Source organism: Vibrio mangrovi (assembly GCF_024346955.1).
GTDB classification, from domain to species: Bacteria; Pseudomonadota; Gammaproteobacteria; order Enterobacterales; family Vibrionaceae; genus Vibrio; species Vibrio mangrovi.
In genome coordinates this window covers 1,235,835-1,260,986 of the sequence record NZ_AP024883.1, presented here as the reverse complement: position 1 = coordinate 1,260,986, position 25,152 = coordinate 1,235,835, and the positions used below count along the sequence as shown (strand labels likewise).

The window sequence follows — 25,152 nt, the reverse complement described above, 5'->3', positions numbered from 1 at the left end:
AACTTGTACCCAAGTCACTTCACACGACAGAACTTCTTTCTTTTAGTCATGAGAAAACTTGGAAATACGTTAATCCGAAGTACTTAGTTCATATTGCTTGTTTATTGATATTTGAATCAAACAAGAGAGCTATATCGGTTTTTGTTCAGTCATTAACAGAAAACAGTAACACTCATGCTTGAATTTCCAAATCAATCAACATATTCGATTAAAAATGATGTCCTTTCGGGACTGACCGTCGCTTTAGCCCTGGTTCCGGAAGCCGTTGCTTTTGCATTTGTAGCTGGTGTCGATCCAATGGTTGGCCTTTATGCCGCATTCATTGTCGGTCTTATTACCGCTATTTTTGGCGGACGCCCCGGGATGATCTCCGGTGCGACCGGCGCAATGGCTGTCGTCATGGTTAGCCTGGTCTCCGGGCACGGTATCTCTTATCTTTTTGCCGCTATTCTGCTGGCGGGAATCCTCCAAATCGGAGCTGGTTTATTCAAACTCGGAAAATTCATCCGTATTGTCCCTCATCCAGTCATGATCGGTTTCGTTAACGGATTAGCCATCGTGATATTTCTTGCTCAGTTGGGCCAATTTAAAGTTCCATCTCTGGATGGCGTTTTAACCTGGTTACCTTACGATCAAATGTTACTGATGTTAGGACTTGTTGCTTTAACCATGGCAATTATCTATTTTCTGCCAAAGATAACCACAGCCGTACCTTCTTCTCTGGCTGCAATCATTGTGATGACTTTACTGGTTCAGGGACTCGATTTAGATACCCGAACTGTTGTTGACTTCCTTCGTACAATGTCAGGTGATGAAACTGCAACTCTTGCAGGTACACTTCCTTCATTTTCAATTCCGGATGTACCCTTTACACTTGAAACACTGAAAATCATCCTACCCTACTCCATCATTCTTGCAGCTGTTGGGCTAATTGAATCACTGTTAACACTAACAGTGCTGGATGAGATGACTAACTCACGGGGTCAGTCAAATCGTGAATGTATGGGTCAGGGTCTGGCAAACGTCACCTGTTCATTCTTTGGTGCGATGGGTGGATGTGCAATGATCGGTCAGTCGATGATTAACGTCAACTCAGGAGGACGAGGACGCCTGTCTGGTATTGTTGCAGCAGTAATGTTGCTGTGCTTTATCCTGTTTACTTCATCGCTGATCGAAATGATTCCGTTAGCCGCACTTGTCGGTGTAATGTTCATGGTTGTCATTGGTACGTTTGAGTGGGCAACCTTCAAGCTGGCCAGAAAAGTTCCGAAGAAGGATTTCTTTGTCATTATTCTTGTCACAATCGTAACCGTATTCACTGATCTGGCAATCGCTGTTGCTGTAGGTGTGATCACCTCGGCACTGATGTTTGCATGGGATCATGCAAAACACATTTATGCGACCAGCCGTGAAAACGAAGACGGTTCGAAAGAGTATCAAATCCATGGTCCAATCTTCTTTGGCTCCGTGGCAAACTTTCTGGAGCTGTTTGATGCACACCAGGATCCTGAACATGTCATCGTTGATTTCGCTCAATCCCGGGTTACCGATCACTCAGCAATTGATGCAATTGAGACACTTGCAGAACGTTATGCAATGGTTGGAAAAACCCTCCACTTGCGCCACCTGAGTCAGGATTGCCGCAAACTACTCCATAAAGCGGGTAGCCTGATAGAAATTAATGTCAAAGAGGACCCGACTTATAAAGTCGCTACCGATGTACTGGCCGGTTAGAAAACCGCTGCTATAAAAAGGTAGATGCCGTCGGTTCTATACAGAAATATAGAACGACGGCATTTTTATTTGGTGCGAAACCATCACAGGCCTTTTAGTGAAAAAACAGAGCCTGAATCCATTCTGACAGAGCACCTCACCGTATTCTTTTTACGCATTGTATCCGGATAATACAGACACCTTGTCTAACGTACCTGTCTCTGGCTAATAATATGGCTAAATACAGGCTGACAATCATCCGGAACTCTTCTTTTAATACAGAAGTTAATCTGCTTTGCAGTGTTTGCAGACAGCATGATCGCTCTCTGTCTATTTATAATTTCACCAATATAGAATGCATCATTCAGACATAAAAAAAACCCCAACCAATGGTTGGGGCTTCTTCACTTCACAGACAATAATTCACATGCGATTATGCTTCAGATTTTGCCTTTTTAGATGCCCGCTTCTTTGGAGAAGCTGCTTCCTGATCCGCTCTCTTCTTAATAACAGTTGTCCCTTCAACTGTCTCACCTTCAACATAAGCATTGCCATAGTAAGATGACAACAGAACTTCTTTCAGTTCACTGATTAAAGGATAACGAGGGTTTGCTCCGGTACACTGGTCATCAAACGCCTGAACTGAAAGCTCATCAACTTTTGCACGGAAGTCAGCTTCATTGACACCAGCCGCCTGAATTGACAGTGGGATATCAAGATCATGTTTCAGCTCTTCTAACCAACCCAGCAGACGCTCAATTTTCTGTGCTGTACGGTCACCTGGTTGAGATAAGCCCAGATGGTCAGCAATCTCAGCATAACGACGACGAGCCTGAGGACGGTCATATTGAGAGAAAGCAGTTTGTTTGGTTGGGTTATCATTCGCGTTATAACGAACAACGTTAGCAATCAACAAAGCGTTAGCTAAACCGTGTGGCAAGTGGAACTCAGCACCGATTTTGTGAGCCATTGAGTGACACACACCCAAGAAAGCATTCGCAAATGCAATCCCGGCAATGGTTGCAGCATTGTGCACTTTTTCGCGGGCAATCGGGTCACCAGAACCATTTGCATAACTTGATGGCAGATATTCTTTCAACATCTTCAGAGCCTGTAGAGCCTGACCATCAGAGTATTCATTGGCAAGAACGGATACATAAGCTTCCAGTGCGTGAGTTACTGCATCGTAACCACCAAACGCGGTCAGAGACTTAGGCATGTTCATCACGAGATTGGCATCAACGATTGCCATGTTTGGTGTCAATTCGTAATCTGCAAGCGGGTATTTTGCGCCGGTTTTGTCATCGGTAACAACAGCAAATGGCGTCACTTCAGAACCGGTACCAGAAGTTGTAGTGATACATACAAGATCTGCTTTCTGACCCATTTTCGGGAATTTATAGATACGTTTACGAATATCCATGAAGCGCATCGCTAATTCTTCGAAGTGCGTTTCAGGATGCTCATACATTACCCACATGATTTTCGCAGCATCCATTGGTGAACCACCACCCAGAGCCAGAATTACGTCTGGTTGGTAGCTAGCCATCTGAGCCGCACCTTTTTCTACCACTGACAGTGTTGGATCAGCTTCAACGTCAAAGAATGTCTGAACTTCCATTCCTTGTGCTTTCAGCAGGCTGACAACATCGTCGGCATAACCATTGTTGAACAGGAAGCGGTCAGTAACCAGGAATGCACGTTTTTTACCTTCAAGATCGCCTAGTGCAATAGGAAGGCTACCACGACGGAAGTAGATAGACTTAGGTAATTTATGCCACAACATGTTTTCAGCTCGCTTAGCAACAATTTTTTTGTTGATCAAGTGTTTAGGACCGACGTTCTCTGAGATGGAGTTTCCGCCCCAAGAACCGCAACCCAGTGTCAGAGAAGGTGCAACGTTAAAGTTGTACAGGTCACCGATACCACCATGAGTTGTCGGGATATTCACCAGAATACGAGCTGTTTTTAATCTATCACCAAAATAACGGATACGATCTTTGTTCACATCCTGATTAGTATACAGACCAGAGGTATGCCCGATACCACCGATTTCTACCATTTTAACTGCCTGGTCTACCGCGTTTTCAAAAGAAGTAGCGCGGAACATACCCAGAGTCGGAGATAATTTTTCGTGAGCAAACTCGTCGTCGTAAGAAACCTGCCCGATACCTTCACCCACAAGGATTTTAGTATCAGCCGGAACAGTGACACCCGCCATTTCTGCAATTGCTGTCGCAGGCTGGCCAACGATTTTAGCATTCAGAGCACCATCGATAAGCAGTACTTTACGCACTTTATCTGCGTCAGCTTTACTTAATACATGAGCTTTGTGAGTTGCAAAACGCTCTTTTACTTCATCATAAACTTCGTCCATAACGATGACAGCCTGCTCAGAAGCACACACCACACCATTATCAAAAGTTTTCGACATCAGCACTGATGCTACCGCACGCTTGATGTCTGCAGTTTCATCGATTACGACAGGAACGTTACCAGCACCAACACCAATCGCAGGCTTGCCTGAAGAATATGCAGCTTTAACCATGCCCGGGCCACCGGTTGCAAGAATCAGTGCAATACCTTCATGCTTCATCAGTGCGTTAGACAATTCAACAGAAGGCTGATCAATCCAGCCGATGATATCTTTTGGTGCACCGGCTGCAACTGCTGCTTCAAGCACCAGTTTTGCTGCATCATTTGTTGAATTTTTAGCACGTGGGTGAGGAGAGAAAATAATTCCGTTACGGGTTTTCAGAGAAATCAGAGACTTAAAGATAGCTGTTGAAGTTGGGTTTGTTGTTGGAACAATACCGCAGATAATGCCGACAGGCTCAGCGATAGTCATTGTTCCCATGTTCTCGTCTTCTTCAAGAACACCACAGGTTTGCTCATCTTTGTATTTGTTATAGATATACTCAGATGCGAAGTGGTTTTTGATAACCTTATCTTCAACAATCCCCATTCCAGACTCTTCCACAGCTTGCTGAGCCAGAGGAATACGCGCCTGGTTTGCTGCCAGTGATGCTGCACGGAAGATTTTGTCGACTTGCTCCTGAGAGTAAGTTGCAAACTCCGCTTGTGCAGCTTTTACACGAGCAACAAGAGCATTAAGTTCCGCCATATTTGTTACAGGCATAGTGAATCTCCTAAAATTAAAAAAATGTTAAAAACTCTTTATTAAGATTGTAGTCCGAGATAAATAGTCAAAATCAGGGATTTTTATCAGCAACAAGCTTAGTAAATTGCTTTCATCTCTGAGTATAATCTTTCAGTATTTGAAAACATTGACCCAGATCAGTTCTAAAAACTAATTCGCTCACTTGTCGAAATTCCACCCAAAAAAACCATAACTATATGATTAATAGTATAAAAAATAAAAAGGTACCGGTTCCATAAAGAAAACCCACTCATTCAAAAAATAGAAAAACTACATTTTCATGTAATAAATTTTCATGAGAGGAATGTATGATGAGACCTAATCCGTTGTTTTCGTGCCACTAATAATTATATAGGTAATGTCTGAGAACACCATTTCTAAGAGATATTTTTTTACAATATCCCTACATATGGGGAACATACAGGCAGACCACGCGAATGCTATCCCCGGTTTTATCAGGTTAAAATGTTTCATTCCTGTATTCTCCCGCAACTCTATGGCAAAAATGCGTAAAATAGGTGACATATGATTCATATCACGGGAGAATACTGCGCCAATCGGATACCGACCCGGCAATCTCATTCTGGGCAGGATTTTCAATGAGTAACGAATAGAGTGCTGGCGGAGCCGCAACTGGCATATATAACATCAACCACCCATAGCACCGATTACGTAAAAGAATCGATAGGAAAACCATGACCGAATCGTCACTAAGAACCAGTCTTTATGTCATTATCTTCGGTACACATACCCGGGCGGGGAAACTCTTTGACCTCTGCCTGATTGCAACAATTCTCAGCTCATTACTGGTTTTTATTCTGGAATCAATCCCCGAGGTCAATGCTCAGTGGCATGAGCAGCTCCGTTATTTTGAGTACGGATTCACCTTCCTGTTTACCGTGGAATATATCATCCGTCTCTACTGTTCGCCCCGACCGGCAGCCTATGCAAAAAGTTTTTACGGCATCATCGATTTACTTGCAATTTTGCCCACTTATCTTGCCCTGATATTCCCATCCGTTTCATTTATGGCAGTAGTCCGTCTCATTCGGGTCATGAGAATTTTCAGGATACTGAAGCTGGTGCGCTATCTGCAGGATTCTAATATTCTGATGCGTTCTCTGTTGATGGCCCGCAGAAAGATTTTTATCTTTTTCAGTACGGTTTCTATACTGATCACTATTTTTGGTGTGCTGATTTATATCATTGAAGGACCGGAACACGGATTTTCCAGCATTCCGAAAAGTATCTACTGGGCGATAGTAACGATCACAACGGTAGGTTATGGCGATCTCGTGCCACAAACACCTCTTGGTCAGTCCCTTGCTTCGCTCACGATGCTGCTGGGTTATTCGATACTCGCCGTACCAACCGGTATCCTGACTGCAGAACTAAGTAAAGAGATGAATATCCACCGCCAGTTGGTCAAGTGTCCCAACTGTTCTCAAACCGGTCATGATAGTGATGCGCTATTTTGTAAGCACTGCGGCAGCCAGTTGGCAGATCCGGATAAACGTGTCGTGCCGGTGAACCCACCAGCTTCCTGATCCGTGTGCCCCGATCAAAAAAGAGTGCACGTTGTGCACTCTTTATGATTTGAAACCGATGATATATCCTGGCTGAACGTTACTTTTCGCTGAGGATAATCCGCAGAGTACGGCGCAATGGTTCAGCCGCACCCCACAACAGTTGGTCACCCACTGTAAATGCATTGAGAAAATCATCTCCCATCGACATCTTACGCAGACGTCCAACAGGAACAGATAATGTGCCGGTTACTTTGGTTGGTGTCAGTTCCTGAGCAGTAATATCCCGCTCATTCGGAACCACTTTGACCCAGTCATTATGAGAAGCGATGATGTCTTCAATTTCATCCATCGGCACATTCTGCTTCAGTTTAATGGTCAGAGCCTGAGAGTGGCAACGCATCGCTCCGATACGTACACAAGTACCATCAATTGCAATTGGAGAGCTTTGCAGACCCAGAATTTTGTTCGCTTCCGCTCCAGCCTTCCACTCTTCTTTACTCTGCCCGTTATCACGCTTCACATCAATCCATGGGATTAGAGAACCGGCAAGTGGAGCACCAAAGTTTTCACTTGGGAAAGAGCTAGAACGCATTGTTTCCACAACCTTGCGATCAATATCAAGAATCGAACTGGCCGGATTCGCCAGTTCAGAGCTGACACAATCATTAATCACACCCATCTGAGAAATCAGTTCGCGCATATTCTGAGCCCCGGCACCGGAAGCTGCCTGATAAGTCATGGCACTCATCCACTCAACCAGACCTTTCTCAAACAATCCACCTAAGCCCATCAGCATAAGGCTTACGGTACAGTTTCCGCCAACGTAGGTCTTTGTTCCCGCATGAATCGCCTGTTGAATCTGCGTCAGGTTGACAGGATCCAGAGTAATAATCGATTCATCAGCCATCCGTAGTGTTGAAGCGGCATCAATCCAGTAACCATTCCAGCCCGCATTTCTAAGTTGCGGGTACACTTTTTCAGTATATCCACCACCCTGACATGTGATGACAGCATCCAGTTGTTTCAAGCTTTCAACATCATAAGCATCTTGCAGTAACCCGGCATCTTTCCCGTAATCGGGTGCGGCAATACCAACCTGCGAAGTACTATAAAATACAGGCTCGATCTCATTGAAGTCGCCTTCTTCGACCATACGCTGCATCAGTACAGAACCGACCATACCACGCCACCCGACTAAACCTACTCTCATTGCACAAACTCTCCGTGTGTTTCTGGTTAAAATATCACACCACATCTATAAGCGGTTCAGAACAAAATCTCAAGATCAATTTGGACTTTCCCATCAATTTTTCTTATTTATTACTGAAATCTGCATATTTAATCGGGTAACAGGTAGAAATCATCATTTCATTGCAAAAAAGTGGCGCTCCTGAGAGCGCCATACAGAACTACTGATTTCCACAATCAGAACTTGTAAGTCACATCAAAATAGTGACCGATACCGGTAGAACGGAAACCGTCTGAATTTTCAATACCGTAGATATCTTTATATAGTTTCATCCCATAGCCGACCGCATAACGGTCTGAATGCCAGTAGATACCGTTAAACATCGCACCACCAGTTCCAGAACCTGAATGTTCGCCCTGCATGCCGAATTGCCAGTCGATATAGCCCTGATAAGAGATAAATGAACCATTTTCAAAGGAATAGAAAGGCTTAAACCAGTTCGTGGCCAGATGATAACCATTCCAGTCTTTTTCATTTCCTAAATAAGTCGCATACAGGTTCAGACCAATTTTGCCGAACCAGGGAACTTCCACATCGGAGCCCAGACCGATTTTCTGATTGTTTGTATCACCAGTTGCCCCACTCCACTCGATCAGCGATGCAACATACAACTCTTTAACCGGGCCAAAAGAAAGATCTTTTCCGGTCAATGCATCCAGAGACATTCGTGGCGCGAACTTCATGAACATCTTGCTTTTTGCATCAGCTTTATCACTTCCCGGATCGCTGCTCAGGTTAAATACATCAACATAACCATACAGATCAAACAGACCAGAACGACCACCGAACTCCATTTCCATATAGTCGTGATTCGACTTACCCGGTAGTTCATTGACAGCACCCATCAGATTAAACTGCAACCATTTATAGTCGTTCTTATGAATACCGTCCGAATAATCTGCAGCCAGTGCAGGCGTTGAAATTGCCGCCAGTAAGCTAAGCGTCAGAAGTGATTTACGCATATTGAGCTCTCTATTCTCAGTGTTGATGACCATTTATCAGCGCAATCCATGCGCTAATAACATTTATATTAGGAGCCCTAATAATATCGATATATATCCCAATTAGAAGTGTAATGAATGACAGAAACAAAATTAATTCGTGATGAGAATCATATTTCAATTTGAAATATTGAACTTTTATTACAAATAAGAATTGGATTTAATATGCGTATTACAAACTTCAGTACAAAGCCGTTGAACATCGGTCTGCATATACAGTAAGCAATAAATAAGAGGAAAGAATAGAAAGGAAAAGAAGAAGCTCCCTTACCATGAAGGGAGCCTGAATATAATTAACGGTTTCTTGTCAGTTGATCACGCAGGTTAGGTGGAGTTCCTTTAATGGTCAGGGTATCCGATTCAGGATCATAAAATACCCGTTCACCCAACAATAAACTATCGAAGCTCAGATTCAGCCCACCACCGGAGCCAACAAATTTAGTGAGTTTACGGACAGTTAAGCGATCCGCAGGAAAACTCTCTTCCAGTTCGTAGCCGTGACTTTGCGTGTAATCCCATAAAGTCGTGCCATCGGTGTTATCCGGTAACTCTTTGGATAGCTCCTTCAACTGGACTTCATCCCCCGACTTCATCTGATCATTGCAGTAATCATAAACCTGTTTTTTGTAAGTAATTGTTTCATCTTTCTCAAACTGAGCATCACTACAAAAGTCTTCGACAGCCTGCATCAACACCAGATTCTGCTGCTTTGAATCCAACCCGACATCCGCCTGAAGAAAATCCAGAAAGAAGTCTGCAACTTTACGGCCAACTCTGCCTTTGATGTAAGTCAGATAACGGTTGGACTCCGGATCCGTCCGGTAGAGCGACAAATCGATGCGGGCAGCAATATCCATCTGGCGGATATCCAGATAATCAGTCGCACTGATATCTAAGCCTTCTGTAACTTTCAGACTCTGGTTCATCGGCAGGAGGCCGATAAACAGATATTGTGTAGCCAGTGACTGATATTCAGCCATGACCAGAATACCTTCTTCGGCAAAAGGATATTTAATGAGCTCTTCTTTCAGCCTTCTGGCACTGGATTGTGAGAACTCATAGAAATTTAATGTCTCACTTTTTAATTCATGCAACCAGTTCTGAAACTCACTGTCAGACTGGAAAGAACCAAAGCCTTTTGAAGGCTTTGCGTTAAAAACCCGGTGCAGTTCAGCGACCAGACTTTCCGTCGAAGCATTGTTTTCCAGGGACTGGGAGCGGTAGTTAACCACCAGCTCATCCGATTCATTTTTACGCAGCTGGTGTAGTATTACATTGGAGAGATCAAGACTCATAGCGAATTTATCATCGTTCTGGTTTCAGTTGACAGGTATAGTAGGTTATCATAAGCCGTTTTTACTATCATCGTTAGAGTCTATATGCCCATTACATCAAAATATAGTGATCAAAAAATTGAAACGATCCTGACCGAAATTGCTGCTGTTTTTGATAAACACGATGCATCTCCGGAACTGGTTCTGATGATCGCCGGAAATATTGCAACCAATGTGCTGAATCAAAACATTGCTGAGAGTCAGAGAAAAGCAATCGCCGAGAAGTTTGCTCAGGCACTGATGTCGTCAATCGACAGCACAATTCACTAACAGAGAACGGATAAAACGAACAGACATGGTAGAGAGTGAAAACACCTACGGAGAACGGGTATCCCGTTTAGTTGGCTGGGGGCACTGGTTTGCGTTTTTTAACATCATCGCAGCCATGCTTATCGGTACACGTTACATTGCCCAGTCTCCCTGGCCCGAAACACTGTTAGGGCAATTCTATCTGGCAGTTTCATGGGTCGGACATTTTGGGTTTCTGGTTTTTGCCATTTACCTGCTGATCCTGTTTCCACTCACCTTCCTTGTCCCCTCACGCAAACTATTCCGCTTTTTTGCCGTCTGCTTTGCGACCGGGGGACTAACCATCCTGCTGATTGATACTCAGTTGTATTTCAAGCTGAACCTCCACTTAACTCCAGTCGTATGGGAAGTTCTTTTCAGTGACAACACCAAAGCGACTTCAGATGATTTACAACATCTCTTTGTGCTATTACCTCTGATATTTGCACTGGAAATCGGCTTATCCGAGTGGGTCTGGAGAAAACAACGGCGTCTGTCACACAAGCATATTGGTCGGCCACTGGCGACTATTTTCTTTATCAGTTTTATTACCAGTCATCTGATCTATGTGTGGTCGGATGCTTCTCTGTATACGCCGGTTACCAGCCAGAAGTCGAATTTCCCGCTTTCCTACCCGATGACGGCAAAATCATTTATGGAAAGACATGGACTATTCGACCGGGAAGAATATCTCAAGCGACTGCATGAGAAACAGACCCATCGCTCAGTACTGGTGAATTACCCATTGGAGCCAATCAAATTTGACCGGCGCATCAATCCACTCAATATTCTGGTCGTGAGTGTCAACAACCTGCGTGCAGATATGCTCAGCACAAAATATATGCCGCTGGCGACAACCTTTGCCAAAGACAGTCTGAACTTCCGTAACCACTACAGTTCCAGTAACGATATGTTCGGTATTTTCGGTCTGTTTTATGGCCTTCCCAGCAGCTATGCATCAAGCATTAAGGTGCAGGGCACACTGCCGGTTCTGTTCGACACTCTTAAAGCTCAAAAGTACAATTTCGGACTTTTCAGTGGCAACAATTTTCAGGATACCTTGTATGCTGAAACCGTGTTCAGAGGTTTACCTTTAAATCATACTGAGTTTATAAAAGGTGCTAGCCACGATGAACAAGTCATTGATAACTGGTCGAAATGGGTAACCAATCAATCTGGTGATCGCTGGTTCAGCTATTTAGAATTGACGACTGTTCAGGGATTTGATGCTCCGGACAACTCATTCGGACAATCGACAGAAGACAAACTCAAACACAACTATGAACAATCTGTTCAGATTGCTGATCGGGAACTTGGTCAACTGGTTAAAAAGCTTTATCAGATGGATATGATTGATTCGACGATTGTCGTTATCACTTCCAATCATGGTACAGAGTTTAATGAAACCAACTCAAATAGCTGGGGCTCGAATACCAATTACAGTCAGTATCAGTTAAAAGTCCCTATGGTTATCCACTGGCCCGGAAAAGTCGCAGCAGAATATACTCAACGAACCAGCCACCTCGACTTTTCAGTCACGCTTTTGCAGGATTTATTGGGTGTGTCTTCAAACCCGAATGATTACAGTAGCGGCCAGAACTTGTTTGATGAAGGGAAAAGACGTTGGATTTTGGCAGGAGATGCCCGTGAATTGGCGCTAGTGACCAATAATCAAACAACTGTTATTGATAAGTTTGGTAATTTCAAAGTCTATGATGAGCATTATCGTCGTCTGCCAGAAACAAATCCGACACTACCGGTCCTCATGCAGGGTCTGACAGAGCTGAAACGCTTCTATAGCAAAGACAATTAAATCAGCCTATTGCTTGACTCATACAGGCAAAAGAGTTAGATTACGCCCCATCGGACTGTAGCGCAGCTTGGTAGCGCACCGTCATGGGGTGTCGGGGGTCGGAGGTTCAAATCCTCTCAGTCCGACCATACACCTAAGGGAAGTTTTCTTATCGGAAACTTCCCTTTTTTCATTCTGATAACATGAAAAAATAACTGATAGACCTGAAAATACCCATAGGGTAGTCATAACTACATCATTCTGATATTTTTTCTCTTTACAAAACAATCATTGGCCGCTATGATTTCTAGCAATTCGGAGAGATGGCTGAGTGGTTGAAAGCACCGGTCTTGAAAACCGGCGTACGTTTGTAGCGTACCTAGGGTTCAAATCCCTATCTCTCCGCCACTTCCAAAAAAGGCTGTTGATAAACCAACGGCCTTTTTCTTTTTTACTCACAGGTTTGGTACAAGCGATAAACTGTGAATAATCCGTATCTAAATGCAACTCATAGCATTAACTTCATAACTTGAACGCCCTTACTATTCACCATTGAGATACAACATTTCTATGTCATAATAAAGTCAATAATTTTAATAATATGGGCCAAATATGAACAATATAATTCGCTTCCTTTCCGGAAGTTATGAAAAACACCCCTACGTCTGTATGCGTCAGCGAAAAATACTGCTTATCTCAGGAATTATCTCACTCGTCTCATTATTTACGAGTTTTAATACACAAGCCTTTGTCAGTAAAAATGATATCGAACCATCGCATTCCTTCGATTCAGAAAAAATAAGTCAGGCCAACAACAATATATCACTGAGCTCTTCATTAACTTCGGCCGGGCAAGACATAACACTTCCGTACAACACATCCGAATATACATCTCTTCATACTAATCTGCGGTTCAAAGAGAAACAAAACGCTTTTACCAACCTGAATGCTAGTGATGTCGCTGTGTTCACGATTGGAGAAGCTGTATTTGCATTTATGGCATATGGGGCAGCAGTTGGCTACGATGATGAAGTTGGCGGCACTCAGTTGTTAGTAAGCGCTTTTTCATTTGACTCCTACTCTGGTCAAAGATACCCAATACAACAGTATGGTTTTGCTGCTTTAGGTGCCTACAACCTGATAAATGATGTGAAAAAAGAACGTGATGCAGACGGAGATCGCAAGATCGATGAAGAAGTTTTTATGATTAATTTTGTCGGCATGAACTTAATCATGCTGGGAGAATATGCCAACAGTATGTTCTTTGATGATAACTCAAACCAACATTTCTACGTTTATCCTGATAATCACGGCAACTGGTTCTTTAATTATCGTTACAACTTCTAGAATAAAATCAGAGCTGTAGAGAAAAAGCTTTACCCCACTCATACAGCTCTGAACTTATCAAACAAACGGAGACAGTAATCTCCTGCATCGACAACAGAACGCTTATTTACAAACGATAAAACGCTGGCTGTCGTCCATAAATGCTTTCTCTTGCGCTTCCTGTTCGATGCTTCCGAATGGCATCTGAGCTCTGAGAATCCAAGAAGCAGGTATATTCCATTCACTGGCAACAGCTTCGTCGATCACTGGATTATAATGCTGCAGTGTCGCTCCCACTTTTTCTGTAGCTAACGCTGTCCAGACTGAAAGCTGAGCCATCCCACCGCTTTGTTCAGACCAAATCCGGAAGTTGTCAGCATACAATGGAAACTCTTTTTCAAGCTTAGTGACAACATCACTGTCTTCAAAAAACAGCACCGTACCGAAACCTGAACGGAAACAGTTGTCGATCTTTGCGGTCGTTGCCTCCATTGCTTCAGCCGAAACAATTTTACTTAACTCAGCTTTCACCGTATCCCAAAGTTTATGGTGATTCTCTCCGAATAAAATAAGTGCACGTGAACTTTGCGAGTTGAAAGAAGAAGGAGAATATTTAATTGCATCCTGAATCAATGCTGTCAGCTCATCCTGGCTGTGAGATACATCTTTACCAATACTATAAATTGATCTTCTTTCCTTAAGATTTTTGATGACGGGGTTTTCCATAAATCCTCCAAAAACAGAAACTTAATTTGATGTGATTTTCTCCGACAACGGCAGCAAGAGCACCACAGAGATTCAAAGAATACACAAACAGTATGTCAGTAAGATACTGGTCTTAAACCAGACACCAAACCATACTCATGTGCTTTATATAGGCAGTTCCATAAAACCATAACTGGCGGTAAGAAAAGAAGCAAGCGGATATTCGGCGACAAAACACAGTTATTTTTTCAAAGAAAAATGAAGTGAATTAATTAATGTAAACCAATCAAATTAATATATATCCGAATAATTTCAGGCAACATAATCCAGATAAATTCCGGGGAAATAACCCTGCAAATAACAGGTTTATATTTCGTCTCTGTGTTTGATCCAGTCGACAAATGTTCTGACTTCCGGAGAAAGATCGCGCTGTAATGAAGTCACCATATAATATCCCCTGTCCGAGGTCAGCGTGAACTCTTTGCGGGCCACAAGTACACCACTGGCAATAAAATCATCCAGCAGCGGAGCCCAGCCCAGAGCAACACCCTGTCCTCCAATCGCAGCCTGTACAACCAACGTATAATTGTCAAATTCCATCAGTGAATCTGGTCTTGACCATCCGCCATGATGAGCCTGAAACAGCCCTTCCCAAGTCATCCATTTCTGCCCCATATCTGCATTGAGTTTTAATAACGGAGCACTCGTTAGCGCTGAAATTGAAGATAAAGAAATATCTTTGCTGAACAATTTGGGACTATAGACCGGATAGACTTCTTCCGATAACAGTTTTTCTGAATGATAACCCTGATAATTTCCGTCACCGAACAGGATCGCAATATCAGACTCGGAATCAACCAAATCAATATGATGCTGAGATGTTTCAATCCGGATATCGATCTCCGGATATTGCTGACGGAACTTCGCCAGCACCGGCATCAGCCAGTACGATGCGAAAGCAAAATCGGTGGCGAAAATAATCCGTTTGGCCGCTTTCTTCCGTTTAATTTTGCGTAATACGTCACGAATTTCATTTAAGCTACTCTGGGTCGTTTCCAGCAACATCTGCCCTTCATCGGTCAGTTCAACTCCCCGGTAAATTCGCCGGAAAAGCATCACTCCCAGCTCATTTTCTAATGCCTTCATTTGCTGGCTGACCGCAGACTGTGTGGTGTTCAGTGTTCTTGCGGCGGCGGTGAAACTCAATAAACGAGCCGAAGCCTCGAAGACCACCAGCGTCTGTAAGTTAGGGATGTCGCTTTTATATACCATTAGTTCAACTTATGGATGCCATAAATAATCAGTGAGTTTACAGAATCGTCATTTACGTGCAAGGTAATTCTATTCCACACAAACAACGATAAAAACGGTGACAGGATTGATTCAGTAACTTCAAACCGTTAAGGAGCATCAATGGCAATTCAGCAACCGAATATACTTTTCATCATGGCCGATCAGATGACAGTCAATGCATTGGCGGTGTATGGTAATCATAAGGCAGCTAAAACCCCGAATCTGGACAAGATTGCCGAAGATGGCGTCGTATTTGACTCGGCTTACTGTAACAGTCCGCTTTGTGCACCATCCCGGTATGTATTAATGACCGGTCAGTTACCTAGTATTATCGGTGCTTATGATAATGCAGCGGATTTTCCGGCGGATATCCCAACGTTTGCCCACTATCTGCGAAATCAGAACTATCAGACGGCACTATCAGGAAAGATGCATTTTTGTGGACCTGACCAGTTACACGGTTTTGAAAAACGGCTCACCACAGATATCTATCCCGCTGATTATGGCTGGTTCCCGAACTGGGATGATCCGGCAACCCGCCCGACCTGGTACCACAACATGTCTTCTGTCACTCAGGCCGGGCCTTGTATTCGCAGCAATCAGCTCGACTTTGACGATGAGGTCGTTTTCCACGCCAGACGCTACCTCTACGATTATGTTCGTGGTCAGCAATCCCGTCCATTCTGCTTAACGGTTTCGATGACACATCCGCATGATCCTTATGCTATTCCACAATCCTACTGGGACAGATATCAGGACGAAGATATCGGACTGCCTCAAATCAGAATCAGTAAAGAAGAGCAGGACCCTCATTCGCTACGTCTGCAGGATGTCTATGCCTACTATGATCAGGAGATTACCGACCAGCAAATCCGCAATGCCCGCCGGGCGTACTACGGTGCGATCAGCTATGTCGATGACCAGATCGGCGCTCTGCTCAAAACACTGGATGAGACCGGACTCCGGGAAAATACCATCATCGTCTTCTCCGGCGACCACGGAGACATGCTGGGAGAACGCAACCTATGGTACAAGATGTCTTACTTTGAAGGGTCAGTCCGGGTACCGATGATTATTAACTATCCGGGTCAATTCTCTCCCAAACGGGTAAAACAGTCGGTTTCAACCATGGATTTACTTCCCACTTTTGCTGAACTCGCAGCGGGCGGGCAACCCCAGGCATACGCAATGCCGATTCAGGGACGCAGTCTGTTACCTCATCTGGAAGGTAAACCCGAAGCTCACGATGAAGTGATTGGTGAATATTTCGGCGAGGGAGCTCTGGCACCGATGTACATGATCAGACGTGGGCCATACAAATATATTCACTGCCCGCTCGATCCCGATCAACTTTTTGACTTACAAAATGACCCGCAGGAGCTGATCAATCTGGCTGATGATGCCAATCATGCTGAAATTCTGGCACAATTTCGACAGGAAACAGCACAACGCTGGGATTCCGAAAAGTTAACTCAGGATGTGCTTACGAGTCAGCGCCGCCGCCGTCTGATTGTTGCGGCACTGAATCAGGGAGAAAGAGTGGTCTGGGATCACCAGCCAATCTTTAACAGCGGTGAAATGTATATGCGCAATCATATTGATCTGGACGATTTAGAAGCGCGTGCCCGTTTCCCAAAAGTCTGATGCAGCCCTCCGGGTCGCTTCAGCACATCACAATACACGGATAGTTCCAACTTCAGGGAGTGAACAATGAGTACACAAAAATTAAAGAACTGGTGTAAAACGACCGCGGGAATTGCGCTGGTTTTATCCGGATTCTCAAGCTACGCAGCAGAACCACAACAGTGTAAAAAGGTGACGTTAAGTGATCCGGGCTGGAGCGATATCGGAGCGACAAACGGCGTCGTAACAACCCTGCTGGAAGGATTAGGTTACCAGACTGAAGTTTATCTGTTAGGCGTACCAGTCGGGTTCAAGAGTCTGAAAAGTGGTGAGGTTGATGTATTCATGGGCAACTGGATGCCGGCCCAGAAAAATTACGCTGAGAAATATCAACAGGATATCGATATTATCCGGACCAACCTCAGTGGCGTAAAATTCACACTTGCAGTACCAAACTATGTGTACGATGCCGGAGTGCACGACTTCAAAGACCTCAATCGGTTTGCCGATCAATTCCGTTCACGTATCTACGGAATTTCTGCCGGTTCTCCGGCCAATGACAATATCAAAAAAATGATTGAAACCAATGATTTTGGTCTGAAAGACTGGCGAATTGTCGAGTCCGGAGAACAGGCAATGCTCTCTGAAGTCAATCGTGCTTTTCGTCGCAATCAGTTCATCGTTTTTCTCGGCTGGGAACCGCATCCGATGAATGTCAACTTTGACATTCGTTACCTCAGCGGCGGCGACAAATATTTCGGTCCCGATTACGGCAGTGCAACCATCCGGACAGTGACCCGTACGGGCTACTCACAAGAATGTAGCAATGTCGGCAAACTTCTCAGTAACTTAAGTTTCACCGTCGGTATGGAAAATGAACTGATCAACCAGACCAACAAAGACGGAATTAAACCTAAACAGGCAGCCCGTGACTGGATTCGTCAGCATCCTGAAACCCTGAATCAGTGGCTCAAAGGTGTCACAACCTTCAGTGGCAAAGATGCGTTACCAGCCATGAAACAAGCACTGAAAATATAAGAGAGAATCCCGTGACAACCTCTTACTGGTTCCCCTGGATCGCGCGTGTCTCCCCACAAACGTTCCGGGCGGATGTCATCGCCGCAGTTACCGGTGCCTCTCTGGCGATTCCTCAGGGAGTCGCTTTTGCAACCATCGCCGGTCTGCCGCCTGAATACGGCTTCTACTGTGCGATTGTCGCGCCGATTATTGCGATATTAATCGGTTCGTCATGGCACATGGTATGCGGCCCGACAACGGCTATATCGGCATTGTTGTTCGGCGCACTACACCATGATTTTTCTGCGGGAAGCGAAGCATATATTCAGGCGGTGATTACCCTGACATTTCTGGCTGGGGTGATACAGACCGCTCTGGGACTCAGCCGGTTCGGCATTATCACCCATTTTGTCTCCCATGCGGTGATGTCCGGTTTCATTACCGGAGCCGCTCTGCTGATTATCTTCAGTCAGATCGATCACGCACTTCAGATTGAGCTCCCCAGAGCCGAAAGTCTGATCGATTACTTCTATACATTCCCGGACCGGCTTTCCCATGCCAGTCTGTATGCAGCGCTCATCAGCATTTTTACCATCACGGTCGCGGTTATCTGTAAGCTGTTCAGTCCGGCATTACCACACTATTTAATTGCCCTGATCTCAGGCTCCGTTCTGGGATATATATTCGGCCAGAATGGTGCCGAGATCCTGACCATCGGCCCACTGCCCGGGATGGTTCCGCCTCTCAGCATGCCGACGCTTCATCCTGAACTTATCGAGCAGATTATGCCCAGTGCAATCGCCATCGCACTCGTCGGTTTACTGGAAGCTGCATCAATCGCCAAAGCCATCAGCCTGAAGACCGATCAGAAAATCGATGTAAACCGGGAATTTATCGGTCAGGGAATGTCCAATTTTATCGGCAGTTTCTTCTCGTCCTATATGAGTTCAGGATCGTTTACCCGCAGTGGCATTAATGTTGAAACCGGAGCGAAAACACCACTTGCCGTGGTGCTGATGTCTCTGTTTCTCCTGATACTGCTGCCACTCATGGCACCATTATTTGCTCACTTACCCATTGCCGCAATTGCCAGCGTCATTATTCTCGTCGGCTGGAAACTGATCGCCTTTGAAGAAATAAGGCGCTACTTACATTCGAGCAGAAAAGAGATAGTCATTTTAATCGCGACCCTGCTCGGCACCTTGCTAGTTAGTATGGAATTCGGCCTCTACGTCGGCGTCGGACTCTCGATCTGTCTGTTTCTGAAACGGACGATGGAGCCGGTTGTCAAAACAATCGCACCACTGCAAAGTTCTCAGGGAACATTTTTCCACAATGCCCATCGCTTTGACCTGAACACCTGCCCACAGATTCATTTCATCAGTATTGACGGACCACTGTTCTTCGGCTCGGTTGAACATATTGACCAGAAACTGACGGCTATTATGGCCAGAGAAGGTACCAAACCATTCTGGATTTTCAACGGCAATGGCATTTCGGATCTGGACATTCACGGCGCACATTATCTCAAGGACATCATCAGCCGCCACCTTCATAGCGGCGGTCATATTGCTTTTGTGATGCGCTCACAGTGGAAACTGAAACAATGTCGTGAATACCATTTAATGGAGACGGTCGGAGAAGAGAATCTGTATCCGGCAAAACAGATGGCGATTCAGCAGATCGTACCTCAACTGAATCAGTCCATCTGTCAGCAATGTAAACACAAAATCTTTTTTGAATGTCCGGGAAAAGAACCGGGATCAACAATATCCCAGTCCATTTCCGTCGGTAACGGACATGAAGAATCCGTATTGCCGTGATCCCGGATTATTGCTGCCGGTAACTACTATTTCTGGTAACACTATTTCTGGTAAGCATACAAACCAATCACAGTACCAACAAAACCCCCGGCTTTTGTCGTGCTGAGAAAACGGGTATCAAAATCAGCCAGGAGTATTTTGCTTTGCCCGTTCACACGGTAGTCAAACGTCATCTTTCCTCCGTTGATGTGAACCGTTAAGTCAACAGTTTCCGCTGGCAGAGGAACCGACCGGATCAACCGGTCTTCTGCAGACTGTTCCCGGCTGAATACTGCTAAGATATTTTTACCGTGCCGTTTTTCAATTCCATAAAACAGAAAAGACTGATCACTCTGAAGCGCGACAAGCCCTGCCTGATCACCGTTATGTTGCGGCGAAAACGCCAGTGTCGTACTCACCGTAGCCTGATTGTGCTGCTGCCGTACACCGACAAAGGCCGGAACTTCTTTCTGATTGCCAATCCGCCCTCCGGACCGGAACATCAATGCTCCCTGTTCAAGCCGGTACAAAGGTGCTTTGGTATTGCGTAATGAAATCCAGCGTAAGCTCAGTTGGTCTTCATTAAACTCATCACTATATTTCAGAGAGCCCTGAATAGCCTGACCGGATGGGTGTATTTCAGGTCGTGAGACAACAAGAGGCACTGGTTTTCCGGGCTCTAAAATTACCGGCCAGCCATCTTTCCAGGTCACCGGCAGTAGAAAGGTTTCCCGGCCGGTGCTGAAATCTCCCGTCTGATCATAAGGACGAACCGCCAGAAATACTGACCACCAGTCACCGGATTGTGTTTGCACGAGATCCGCATGACCGGCATTGGCAACCGGATTCTTTCTGTCTTTTTTAAGTGTCCGCTGGGTCAGAATAGGATTGTGTGCGTAAGGCAGATAAGGTCCTTTAATACTATTTGCCCGGAAGATCACCTGAGAATGGTTACTTTCAGTGCCTCCTTCAGCAGCCGTCAGATAATACTGCCCGTCTTTTTTAAAAATATGCGGCCCTTCAATCCAGAACGGTTGTTGTTTCAGATCCACGCCACCATTGATAACCTGCGTTCTCTCGCCCACCATTTTCATCGACTGAGGGTCAAACTGTTGTAGCCAGATAGCTTTATGTCCGTCATATAGCGACCCGCCCTGAGGATCATCGTTATGAACGATGTATGCTTTTCCGTCATCATCCCAGAATATCGATGGGTCAATCCCGCCAAATCCCAGAGAAACCGGCTCAGACCACGGACCCTGAGGCTCTTTGGCCGTCATCACAAAGTTATCTAAAAAATGCTCACTGCACTCAACACAAGTACTGGTGAGATAAAACAGCCCGTCATGATAAGAAATATCCGGTGCAAAGATTCCCCGGGATGTTCCGACATTAGCAAAATTGAACTGTTCGTAACGGTCGAACGCATTGCCAATCTGCTGCCAGGACACTAAATCCTTTGAATGGAAGATCGGCAAACCGGGGAAATAACCAAAGCTGGAATTTACAAGATAGTAGTCATCGCCCACCCGGGTCACTGACGGATCCGGATAAAATCCCGGCATCACCGGGTTCACATACTGATGGGCATTTGCCTGAATATCTGACTCACCATGATAACTAAACCGTTCAAACTTCGCCTCACTGGCGAGCGCAGTATCCATTCCCACCAGAGCAATCAGAGCACTGAACAACATGAACAACTTTTTCTGCTTCATTCTCTTGTCCTTCATCAATTAAACGTGTTCACAAAAAGATTCCCCCCGATCGGAACACGACCTCTGTGATTCAACCCTTTTTCGTGAAAAACTTCTGTGACTGACTTGAAAATAAAGGAAATATTCAGAGGAGATAAAAGAAATACATCCCAACCTTATATCCGGACGGATACGAGATTGGGATGCAGGCAGTGTTTAAATTTTTGTGTCGAAATCTATAAAGCTAAGTTAAGACTTACAAAGCACGGCGATACAGTGCAGCAACATCTTCGTGAGTCATTGGATGAGGATTGCCTCCGGCACATGGGTCCGCTAGCGCATCTTCGATCCAGCTCTGTGTATCGGCTTCAGTTACACCCAGCTCGCCAAAACCGGCAGGAATGCCAACCCGGCGATTCAACGCATTTAATGCATCAATCGCGGCAAAACTCGCTTCTTCAATACTCATACCTGAAGTATCAACACCCAGAGCTTCAGCTACTTTGGCAAATTTTTCCGTTCTGTAAGGACGGTTAAACTCAGAAACAATCGGTAACAGAATCGCATTACACACACCGTGTGGTAAATCTTTATGTGCACCAGCCGGGTGAGCCATCGCATGCACCATTCCCAGACCAGCACTGTTAAACGATAAACCAGCGACAAACTGACCATAAGCCATCATTTCACGCGCTTTGATGTCAGAACCGTCATCAACAGCTTTTGGCAGGTTTTCAGCAATCATGCGGATCGACTCCAGCGAAACATAATCCGTCAATTGATGTGCTCCGACTGAAACATACGATTCCAGCGCATGCGTCAACGCATCAATCCCGGTTGCCGCAGTCACGGATTTCGGAATACCCAGCATGACGCTCGGATCATTCACAGAAATATCCGGGATGATTTTGTCTGAAATAATGACATGTTTCACATGTGTAGCCGTATCGGTAATCACCGCATTACTGGTTACTTCTGCGGCTGTACCGGCAGTTGTGTTGATTGCATAAAGAGGTGCACCAATCACTTTTACCTTTTCAACACCGTTATAAGCGGCAATCGGGCCATCATTGGCAGACAGAATTCTGATAGCTTTGGCCGTATCGATCGAGCTGCCGCCACCGAAACCGATAATATAACTAGCGCCGGAGCTGACATACTGATCGTAAGCATTATTGACCGTGTTGGTGTCCGGATTCGGACGAACGTCTTTGAACAGTGTCAGGTTCAGATCACTCTCGATTAACTGAGCTGCAAGGCCCAGCTCAACCAGAGCCGGATCGCAGATCAGCAATCCGCTGTCATTACCGTGTTCTTCCTTCAGACGATCAATCAACGCGCCAATAGCACCCTCACCCGATAAGTTGATTTTGGGAAAAGCGAGTTTGAATACACCCATAATTTAGTTACCTCTATAAATTAAATTCTTGTTTCAGAATATCCATATTTTCTTTAGAGACACCCTCGGGCTCGTAACCGGCAGACGTACACATGAGGTACAGTTTGGCACCTTTGTTGGCTACATCAATGTAGTCGAACGCCTGTAACGCATCGGCTCCGGAGGCTGTCGCACCATGTTTTTCCCAGATAGCAACATCATTCACCAGCAAAGATGCGGTTGTACCGTCTGCCAGTTCTTCTGAAGAAGGCAGGCAGTACGGAATTACACCAATACCACGTGGAACGAAGGCACGGACTTCCGGCAACATCTTCCAGCATGTGTAGGTAAACAATTCACTGCTTTTTGCAACATCCGGGTGGTGGGAAAGAGCGATTAATTCCAGCGGGTGGGTATGAACGACAGAGCGGTGATCCGATCCGGCTTTTTCTTTTGCAACCAGGATTTTCACATGGCTGATAAATTCGGAGGTCGGTGCGAAATCTTCGCTTGCTTTACCACCCCAGAGGATCTGGTAGCCGTTCGCCTTGCCATTAATACGAAGAATACAGCCCGCATATTCCGGATCTCTCAATTCACGGATACGTTGTCCTGTACCTTTCACATAATAGATATGGCCCGCACATTCTTCAGGCAGTTGTAGCGGAAGTTTCTTTTCCGGTGCTGAAACTTCACCGACCTCACCGAAAATATCGGTCAAGTCGACAGAAATGTTGCCGCCATTACGCTCGGCCCATTCTCTTTGCCACAAATACTGGGAAACTTCCCTGACTTTTTCTATTTCTTCTTTTACTGCATCATTTAACTGAATCATATCAATAAACCTTTTCTAATCTCTTCACTCAGAAAGCGCTTAACACAAAGCTCTTTACTTAAACAGTGGCTACACTCAGGAGCTTAACTCACCGAATCAGCAAGCCAGCCATACGGCTGCCTCACTGATCCGTCTGTGAAACGGGGATGATTAACGAACTTCCAGAATGGTCGCTTCGTAATCTTTCACATCTTTAATCCAGTCAAAGCCCACAGCCACATCATTTTGCTGGCAGTAGTAATCCCATACAGCACTCCAAGGCAGTGAATGGGCTTCTTCCATCAGGCCAAGACGAGTGGTGTAGTCAAAAGAAGCTTCTGCGGCTTTCAATTGAGCCGTTGGTTCCAGCAACGCTTTCAGCAATGCTTTCTGTGCATTACGAGTACCAATTACCCATGCTGCAATCCGGTTGATTGACGCATCGAAGAAATCCAGACCAATCGCCACGCGATCCAGCAATTCGTTACGGACAATCTCACGCATGATTGCCTGAGTTTCATCATCGAATGCAACAACGTGGTCTGAGTCCCAGCGAATCGGACGGGTAACGTGCAATTGCAGGTTTTTCACAAACAGAGAACAGGCACTGATCTTATCGCTGATCACTTCTGTCGGATGGAAATGCCCGGCATCAAGACACAGTGCCGTTCCACGAGTCGATGCATAAGCAAGATAGAATTCGTTGCTACCCACGGTATAGGCTTCAGCCCCGATACCAAATAACTTACTTTCTACTGCGTCAACGTGATACGCAGTATCGATTTTCTCAGCCAGACCTTTGTCCAGAGAATCAGCCAGACGCTGACGAGGCCCTAAACGGTCAACCGGCTGATCTTTCATTCCATCAGGAATCCAGATGTTCATGAAAGAAGGAGAACCCAACTCACGGCCAAAGTATTCAGACACTTTACGACTGGCTTTCAGGTGGTTGATCCAGAATTCACGGATTTCTTCATCCGGGTGAGACAGTGTCAGACCGTCATCTGATTTTGGATGAGAGAAAAATGTCGGGTTAAAGTCCAGTCCGAGATCTTGTGCTTTCGCCCACTCAACCCAACGGGCAAAGTGTTCAGGTTTGATCTGATCGCGTTCAACACTTTCATCAGTATCCAGATAAATAGCGTGCAGGTTGACGCGCTTCTTCCCTGGGATCAGAGACAGTGCTTTTTCCATATCGGCACGCAGTTCAGTTGGTGTTCTTGCTGCACCGGGATAGTTTCCTGTTGTCTGAATACCGCCGGTCAAAGCCACATCCGGAGACTCAAAACCTTTAACATCATCGCCTTGCCAGCAATGGATAGAAATAGGAACGCTCTTTAATGTTTCCAGTGCCTTTTCCGTGTCGACACCATACTTTTCAAAGACTTGTTTCGCCTGTTGATATGCTGAAATTACCTGTTCTTTACTCAT

Annotated in this window: 18 protein-coding genes and 2 tRNA genes; 10 read left to right on the top strand and 10 right to left on the bottom strand. The window is 45.2% G+C overall.

The annotated features are described in order from the left end of the window. The first annotated feature begins 174 nt into the window (after positions 1-174). Positions 175-1,734, top strand: coding sequence for a SulP family inorganic anion transporter (locus OCU74_RS05750; RefSeq protein WP_087480666.1), 1,560 nt, complete (start codon positions 175-177; stop codon positions 1,732-1,734). Positions 1,735-2,146: 412 nt separating this feature from the next. Here the strand turns inward: OCU74_RS05750 and adhE are convergent, their stop codons facing one another. Next, positions 2,147-4,852: a bifunctional acetaldehyde-CoA/alcohol dehydrogenase gene (adhE, locus tag OCU74_RS05745; protein ID WP_087480665.1), complete on the bottom strand. Its 2,706-nt coding sequence runs from the start codon at positions 4,850-4,852 to the stop codon at positions 2,147-2,149. A 716-nt stretch (positions 4,853-5,568) separates the two neighbouring features. Here adhE and OCU74_RS05740 point away from each other — a divergent pair. Beyond that, positions 5,569-6,420: an ion transporter gene (locus tag OCU74_RS05740; protein ID WP_200807699.1), complete on the top strand. Its 852-nt coding sequence runs from the start codon at positions 5,569-5,571 to the stop codon at positions 6,418-6,420. A gap of 79 nt (positions 6,421-6,499) precedes the next feature. Here OCU74_RS05740 and asd read toward each other — a convergent pair whose 3' ends face one another. From asd to yejK, 3 genes are all read right to left on the bottom strand, one after another. Then, positions 6,500-7,612, bottom strand: a complete 1,113-nt coding sequence (asd, locus tag OCU74_RS05735) for an aspartate-semialdehyde dehydrogenase (RefSeq protein ID WP_087480662.1) — start codon at positions 7,610-7,612, stop codon at positions 6,500-6,502. Positions 7,613-7,827: 215 nt separating this feature from the next. Continuing rightward, entirely contained in the window at positions 7,828-8,613 is a 786-nt protein-coding gene (locus tag OCU74_RS05730) for a nucleoside-specific channel-forming Tsx family protein (RefSeq protein ID WP_087480661.1), read from the bottom strand. A 332-nt stretch (positions 8,614-8,945) separates the two neighbouring features. Next, entirely contained in the window at positions 8,946-9,947 is a 1,002-nt protein-coding gene (gene yejK, locus OCU74_RS05725; RefSeq protein WP_087480660.1) for a nucleoid-associated protein YejK, read from the bottom strand. Positions 9,948-10,031: 84 nt separating this feature from the next. Here yejK and OCU74_RS05720 point away from each other — a divergent pair, with 84 nt between their 5' ends. The 5 genes from OCU74_RS05720 (at position 10,032) to OCU74_RS05700 (ending at position 13,413) form a co-directional block, all read left to right on the top strand. Continuing rightward, positions 10,032-10,256 carry a YejL family protein gene (locus OCU74_RS05720; RefSeq protein WP_087480659.1) on the top strand — a complete coding sequence of 75 codons (225 nt, stop codon included), beginning with the start codon at positions 10,032-10,034 and terminating at the stop codon, positions 10,254-10,256. 25 nt (positions 10,257-10,281) lie between these two features. Next, positions 10,282-12,087 (top strand): DUF3413 domain-containing protein, encoded by a 1,806-nt coding sequence (locus tag OCU74_RS05715; RefSeq protein WP_087480658.1) that lies wholly within the window; start codon positions 10,282-10,284, stop codon positions 12,085-12,087. Between the two features lie 51 nt (positions 12,088-12,138). After that, positions 12,139-12,215, top strand: a tRNA-Pro gene (locus OCU74_RS05710). 168 nt (positions 12,216-12,383) lie between these two features. Further along, positions 12,384-12,474: transfer RNA gene (locus tag OCU74_RS05705), tRNA-Ser, on the top strand. Positions 12,475-12,678: 204 nt separating this feature from the next. Continuing rightward, positions 12,679-13,413, top strand: a complete 735-nt coding sequence (locus tag OCU74_RS05700) for a hypothetical protein (RefSeq protein ID WP_143693167.1) — start codon at positions 12,679-12,681, stop codon at positions 13,411-13,413. A 102-nt stretch (positions 13,414-13,515) separates the two neighbouring features. Here OCU74_RS05700 and OCU74_RS05695 read toward each other — a convergent pair whose 3' ends face one another. Together OCU74_RS05695 and OCU74_RS05690 are read right to left on the bottom strand one after the other, a co-directional pair. Continuing rightward, positions 13,516-14,118, bottom strand: a complete 603-nt coding sequence (locus OCU74_RS05695) for a nitroreductase family protein (protein ID WP_087480656.1) — start codon at positions 14,116-14,118, stop codon at positions 13,516-13,518. 345 nt (positions 14,119-14,463) lie between these two features. Continuing rightward, on the bottom strand, positions 14,464-15,369 hold the full coding sequence (locus OCU74_RS05690; RefSeq protein ID WP_087480655.1) for a choline sulfate utilization transcriptional regulator: 906 nt from the start codon (positions 15,367-15,369) through the stop codon (positions 14,464-14,466). A 141-nt stretch (positions 15,370-15,510) separates the two neighbouring features. Between OCU74_RS05690 and betC the strand changes: the two genes are divergently transcribed. The 3 genes from betC (at position 15,511) to OCU74_RS05675 (ending at position 19,853) form a co-directional block, all read left to right on the top strand. Further along, positions 15,511-17,034, top strand: a complete 1,524-nt coding sequence (gene betC / locus OCU74_RS05685; protein ID WP_087480654.1) for a choline-sulfatase — start codon at positions 15,511-15,513, stop codon at positions 17,032-17,034. 66 nt (positions 17,035-17,100) lie between these two features. Next, positions 17,101-18,051, top strand: coding sequence for a choline ABC transporter substrate-binding protein (choX, locus tag OCU74_RS05680; protein WP_087480653.1), 951 nt, complete (start codon positions 17,101-17,103; stop codon positions 18,049-18,051). A gap of 11 nt (positions 18,052-18,062) precedes the next feature. Beyond that, entirely contained in the window at positions 18,063-19,853 is a 1,791-nt protein-coding gene (locus tag OCU74_RS05675) for a SulP family inorganic anion transporter (protein WP_159457410.1), read from the top strand. A gap of 41 nt (positions 19,854-19,894) precedes the next feature. On the opposite strand, the gene OCU74_RS05670 is transcribed toward OCU74_RS05675, so the two are convergent. From OCU74_RS05670 to rhaA, 4 genes are all read right to left on the bottom strand, one after another. Next, complete coding sequence (locus OCU74_RS05670) at positions 19,895-21,550, bottom strand: glycoside hydrolase family 43 protein (protein WP_087480651.1); 1,656 nt, start codon at positions 21,548-21,550, stop codon at positions 19,895-19,897. A 235-nt stretch (positions 21,551-21,785) separates the two neighbouring features. Next, the gene (locus OCU74_RS05665) at positions 21,786-22,928 is read right to left on the bottom strand and encodes an iron-containing alcohol dehydrogenase (protein ID WP_087480650.1); all 1,143 of its coding nucleotides are present in this window, start codon (positions 22,926-22,928) and stop codon (positions 21,786-21,788) included. A gap of 13 nt (positions 22,929-22,941) precedes the next feature. Then, positions 22,942-23,742 carry a rhamnulose-1-phosphate aldolase gene (gene rhaD / locus OCU74_RS05660; protein ID WP_087480649.1) on the bottom strand — a complete coding sequence of 267 codons (801 nt, stop codon included), beginning with the start codon at positions 23,740-23,742 and terminating at the stop codon, positions 22,942-22,944. 150 nt (positions 23,743-23,892) lie between these two features. After that, on the bottom strand, positions 23,893-25,152 hold the full coding sequence (gene rhaA / locus OCU74_RS05655) for an L-rhamnose isomerase (RefSeq protein WP_087480648.1): 1,260 nt from the start codon (positions 25,150-25,152) through the stop codon (positions 23,893-23,895).